The sequence below is a fragment of the Candidatus Caldatribacterium sp. genome (assembly GCA_014359405.1).
In the GTDB taxonomy this organism is placed as follows: domain Bacteria; phylum Atribacterota; class Atribacteria; order Atribacterales; family Caldatribacteriaceae; genus Caldatribacterium; species Caldatribacterium oleiphilum.
Window position 1 is genome coordinate 1 of sequence record JACIZN010000145.1, and the last position, 4,082, is coordinate 4,082.

A 4,082-nucleotide genomic window follows, 5' to 3' on the forward strand; every position below is an offset into this window, starting at 1 on the left:
AGACCTGTCCCGGAGCCGAGGACCAGGAGGTCATGGAGTTAGCCAGAAGGGAAAGACGGGTCCTTTTAACTGAGGACAAGGATTTCGGACATTTGGCATACCTTTCAGGAATACCGAGGATTGGAGTGATTCTTTTGCGGTTTCCAGCAAGGGCAAGACATGATCTGTGCAATGCCGTTTTGAGCTTGATACGCCGGGAAGGTCCTAAGCTTGAGGAATCCTTTGTTGTACTGGAACCCGGGCGAATTCGTATAAGGCGATTCATATAATAAAGGTCTCTCAGCCTGCTAATCAGCCGTAGAAAGACCCTGTTTTTAAGAACGTACTGGCGATGCGGATCGTTTTCGTGGATGAGCGCTTGGGGTGGAAAGTTGCCTACCACCTTGGGTTGCGATGATTATTGCTTCACCAGGCGAAAATATGAGGTTCGCAATGGCAGCCAAAGAAACCGCAAAAGTAATGTGCATTCTTCGGCTTTTTACACGAACGAATCGAAAGAAAGGAGGTTGAGGAATGTCCTCTAAGATTGTTATCGAGATACCTCGAGAAGTCCTCCATGCCACTCGCATGACGCCCCAGGAGCTGAAGTGCGAGCTGGCGGTGTACCTCTTTCAGCAGGGGAAACTCTCTTTTGGTAAAGCTCGGGAGATGGCGGATATGACTGCCTGGGCTTTCCAGCAATTATTGGGCGCAAGAGGTATCCCCGTTCATTATACTCTCGAGGATTATGAGAAAGATGTAGCCACACTGAAGGGACTTGGCCGCCTATGAGTGTCGTGAGTAATGCTTCTGCGCTGATCAATCTGGCACGGATTGGCAAGCTCGACCTGCTTCACAAGCTCTACGGTGAACTCATTATCCCTGAAGCCGTGTGGCAAGAGGTCGTGGTGGAGGGAGCAGGGCAACCAGGGGCAGATGAAGCCAGAAGAGCCTCCTGGATAAAGCGATGTTCGGTCACCAACAAACGGCTTGTGCAGGCTTTGCGGCAGGAACTCGATGGGGGGAAGCCGAGGCCATTGCTCTCTAAAACAGGTTTTGGGATGAACCAGGTAACTCAAGAAAAAGGCGTACTCTAAGGCCGGTCAACTAATGCAGTCAGCGTGGAGCAGCACTAAAAAGCCAATACAAAGGCTCTTCAGTACTTTTCCAAATCCGGGGGAGAAGTTCTGCAAACTTCCTGAAACCACCGCCAGATTTTGCTTGCACACTGTAGAGCCTTTTCTGCGTCGCCCTTCGATGGTTCTCCGGAAGGAAGCAAACCCAGCCCTGCGGGGTATCTCGCCTGGTAGATGCTGGTGAGAAAGACCGACTCTTCTTCAGAGAGTGGAGGATTACTCCCAAGTTTCCTCAGGGCAACACACAGGTCGAGGATATTATGCGTCCTGGGTGGTGGGATCTCCTTCTCCACCAGCAAAGCCTTTAGAACTTTCTCTACCGCTTGCTGGGCGTGGTAGTAGGCCATCCGGTAGAAACCCCGCTCAAAAAGACACTCACCGGATTGGAGTTCCTCTTCGGCGATGCTCAACCATTCCCGGGTTTCCCTTTTCATAGAGAATTTTCCCTGTCTTCATAATGTCATGGACGAAGGAAATTTTCTCTTCAAGCATTGTTTCGATTTCAGAAGGGCTGTAGACAAAGAGGTCAATACCCACCCTGGGTCGTACCAATCGTACAACCTCAAGAATCCGCTCAATGGGCCTTTTTTCGGTCTCCTTGATGATGAGAAGGTCGATGTCACTCCACTCGTGGACATGCCCCCTGGCGAGAGAACCAAAAAGGACGATTTTTTCAGGTTGATACTTTTCGATAAGGAGCGTTACTATTCGCGAAAGCTCCTCCTCGAGTAGAGTTCTCCTCTCTTCAACTGTAAAGAGCCTCGACACTCCCTCTTCGCCTCCGCCATTCTCGCCGTACATCATGATACCACAGAGGGATGGTGAGCCGATAGAGCTTTTCTGACCTGGTGAAATAGGGTGACACTATGGGAAGAGACCCTAAGGCTTTTCAGGGGACGTGCTTTTGTCTGTCGCTGCAAGGTCATTGTTTCGTTTTCGAAGTAGTTTCTTTTGGGAGGCTATAAGATCGCTTCGTCGCTTCGCTCCTCGCGATGACCGAAAAAAGAGACCCTCGCGATGACCGAAAAAAGAGGCCCTCGCGATGACCGAAAAAAGGTCCCGCGATGACCGGAAAAAGAAGTCCTTGCGATGGCCGGAAAGAAAGGCCTTGCGATGGCTGGAGGGGAAGATCCTCGCGGTGACGGGGAAAGCGTCCTCGCAAGGACAAGCAAGGAGGTCACTGCGAGGTCGTCGTTTCGTCTCCGAAGCAGTCTCTTACGGAGGGGGATGTGAGACTGCTTCGTCGTTTTCCTCCTCGCAGCGACAAACTAAAAGGATTCGATGACCGGAAAAAGCCCTGCACGGCACTCGGAGTGGTTACCGGGCAACCTCTTCGGCGATGGCGCATGCCTCCTCGTATTCCTCTGTGCTTACCGGTTCTGATAGGCCGGGATAGCGGCTCTCGACTGCGTATGGTGTCAAAATAGCGGCACGCTTTATCGTTTCAGGTACCTGTTTCAGACACATGCTTTGCCCGGAGGAGACTTATGAGGGTCGTCTGGAGGTAGGCGTTTTCCGTTCATATACGACTCTCCCTTCCTGGAGAGCAGGCCCGATGATAAGGCCAATAGCGTCCTTATACTTTTCAATGTCCTCCGGAACCACCACAATTACGTCCACCGGGCAGCCGACTCCAAATAGTCTCTCATAGGTTTTCTGTGCCAGCTTTCGGCGTGCGCACCAGGTTTTACCACCAAAAGGTCCAGGTCGCTTCCAGGCTTTATTTCTCCTCTTGCGGCTGAGCCAAAGAGGATAATCCTTTCAGGATCGGCCACCTCAACGATTCGGCGAACTACCTCGGCAAGAACATAATCCAAGGCTTTCACATTCATCCTGGTACCCCCAAGAATTCTAACATTCTGCGGGTTCAGCAGGTATCCTGTATCTTCCACCCGTTGCGCCAGGGGGTGACTTTTCCGCTCTGGAGCCACTCCTCAAAAGTTTTTTGCATCCTGGAAAAGGCACCCCTGTCCCAGAGAACGATGCCATGGGCCAGAGCCTCAAGGGAAAGCGTGTGGTATTCAGCGAACATTTGCTGCCATTCGGAGAGACTGTAGGGGAAAACCTCGATGTTTCCCTCCTGAGGAGAGAAGTCCTCCAGTCGGTCGATAAAGCGTTTCCCATCGTCGTAGGTGAGGCCAATCAGGAGATCATAATCACTCCCAACCGACCAGTCTCCACGGGCCATGGAGCCGAAAAGGACTAACAACCTCCTCGGCTTCTTCCAGGGCCTCCTGGGCATCCTCCTTGGAAACTCCCTACCGGAGCCCCGCGGTCGAGGGCGCTGAAGTAACGGGTGGGAAATTGGCTACGAAATCGCTTTTTGAACCAGCTCGTAAATCCTCTCGGCATCACTGCGTGCTTTCCTTGCATCGGCAAGGGTGTACTCTTCGGAGGGAATCCAGTCGGGCGCGCCGTAGAAGGATAGTTCTCTCTCCTTCCTCAGGCGCCGGGAAATCTCCACAATTTCATCCATGGACTCCTTTATGGGGTCTGGGAAGAGCTCAAGGTTTTCCCTAAGGTGCCTACTCACATCATGTACTTTCGGTACATCAAGGCCGACCTCCATGAGCAGGGCCTTGAGTAGAAGCTCCACCACCTCCTGCGATTCTCTCACCACATCGGGGTAATCGCCTTCGTCCTCAAGGATTTTGAGGATTTTCAGACGTTTCTCTGCCCGGTTGAGGTAATCCCTCACCAATCTTTTCATAGTCTATCCTCCAGTAGGTTTGGTCGCCTGCTTTGAGCTCTTTAATAGCTCCCTTTGCATGGAGCTCATCTATGGACTTCAAAAGCTCCTTGAAAAAGCCCCTGTCATAGAGAACAATGTGGCATTTCCGCACATCAAGGAGGAGGGGGTGGAAGCGCCTGAGCTCTTCTTCAGTGAAAACAAGGGGTGATACGTCAAGTCTTGGCAGGGTTCTCAGGTTCTTTTCGAGGTATTCCGCAAAGGCAAGGCTTCGGGTT

General features: G+C 51.9%; 8 protein-coding genes and 1 pseudogene. 3 read left to right on the forward strand and 6 right to left on the reverse strand.

Annotation, left to right across the window (positions count from 1 at the left end):
- The 3 genes from H5U36_09380 to H5U36_09390 all read left to right on the forward strand — a co-directional run.
- On the forward strand, positions 1-269 hold a 269-nt coding region (locus tag H5U36_09380), incomplete at its 5' end, for a DUF5615 family PIN-like protein (GenBank protein MBC7218323.1).
- A gap of 244 nt (positions 270-513) precedes the next feature.
- Positions 514-771, forward strand: a complete 258-nt coding sequence (locus H5U36_09385; GenBank protein MBC7218324.1) for a UPF0175 family protein — start codon at positions 514-516, stop codon at positions 769-771.
- Positions 768-1,076: a hypothetical protein gene (locus H5U36_09390; protein MBC7218325.1), complete on the forward strand. Its 309-nt coding sequence runs from the start codon at positions 768-770 to the stop codon at positions 1,074-1,076. The genes H5U36_09385 and H5U36_09390 overlap by 4 nt, the downstream gene beginning before the upstream one ends.
- A gap of 59 nt (positions 1,077-1,135) precedes the next feature.
- On the opposite strand, the gene H5U36_09395 is transcribed toward H5U36_09390, so the two are convergent.
- From H5U36_09395 to H5U36_09420, 6 genes and pseudogenes are all read right to left on the reverse strand, one after another.
- Entirely contained in the window at positions 1,136-1,549 is a 414-nt protein-coding gene (locus H5U36_09395) for a HEPN domain-containing protein (protein MBC7218326.1), read from the reverse strand.
- Positions 1,491-1,916 (reverse strand): nucleotidyltransferase domain-containing protein, encoded by a 426-nt coding sequence (locus tag H5U36_09400; protein MBC7218327.1) that lies wholly within the window; start codon positions 1,914-1,916, stop codon positions 1,491-1,493. Before H5U36_09400 ends, H5U36_09395 begins: the two co-directional genes overlap by 59 nt.
- A 516-nt stretch (positions 1,917-2,432) precedes the next feature.
- Positions 2,433-2,582 (reverse strand): HEPN domain-containing protein, encoded by a 150-nt coding sequence (locus H5U36_09405; GenBank protein MBC7218328.1) that lies wholly within the window; start codon positions 2,580-2,582, stop codon positions 2,433-2,435.
- An 18-nt stretch (positions 2,583-2,600) separates the two neighbouring features.
- Positions 2,601-2,947, reverse strand: a pseudogene (locus tag H5U36_09410) (nucleotidyltransferase domain-containing protein).
- Between the two features lie 35 nt (positions 2,948-2,982).
- Complete coding sequence (locus tag H5U36_09415) at positions 2,983-3,324, reverse strand: nucleotidyltransferase domain-containing protein (protein ID MBC7218329.1); 342 nt, start codon at positions 3,322-3,324, stop codon at positions 2,983-2,985.
- Between the two features lie 99 nt (positions 3,325-3,423).
- A complete protein-coding gene (locus H5U36_09420) occupies positions 3,424-3,825 on the reverse strand; it encodes a HEPN domain-containing protein (protein MBC7218330.1) in 402 nt (133 codons plus the stop codon).
- Positions 3,826-4,082: the final 257 nt, after the last annotated feature.

What these genes read in the sequence shown, in the direction of transcription:
- H5U36_09400 (MBC7218327.1), bottom strand. Translation starts at nt 1,916, where the DNA reads ATGTACGGCGAGAATGGCGGAGGCGAAGAGGGAGTGTCGAGGCTCTTT.
- H5U36_09420 (MBC7218330.1), bottom strand. Translation starts at nt 3,825, where the DNA reads ATGAAAAGATTGGTGAGGGATTACCTCAACCGGGCAGAGAAACGTCTG.
- H5U36_09390 (MBC7218325.1), top strand. Translation starts at nt 768, where the DNA reads ATGAGTGTCGTGAGTAATGCTTCTGCGCTGATCAATCTGGCACGGATT.
- H5U36_09405 (MBC7218328.1), bottom strand. Translation starts at nt 2,582, where the DNA reads ATGTGTCTGAAACAGGTACCTGAAACGATAAAGCGTGCCGCTATTTTG.
- H5U36_09395 (MBC7218326.1), bottom strand. Translation starts at nt 1,549, where the DNA reads ATGAAAAGGGAAACCCGGGAATGGTTGAGCATCGCCGAAGAGGAACTC.
- H5U36_09385 (MBC7218324.1), top strand. Translation starts at nt 514, where the DNA reads ATGTCCTCTAAGATTGTTATCGAGATACCTCGAGAAGTCCTCCATGCC.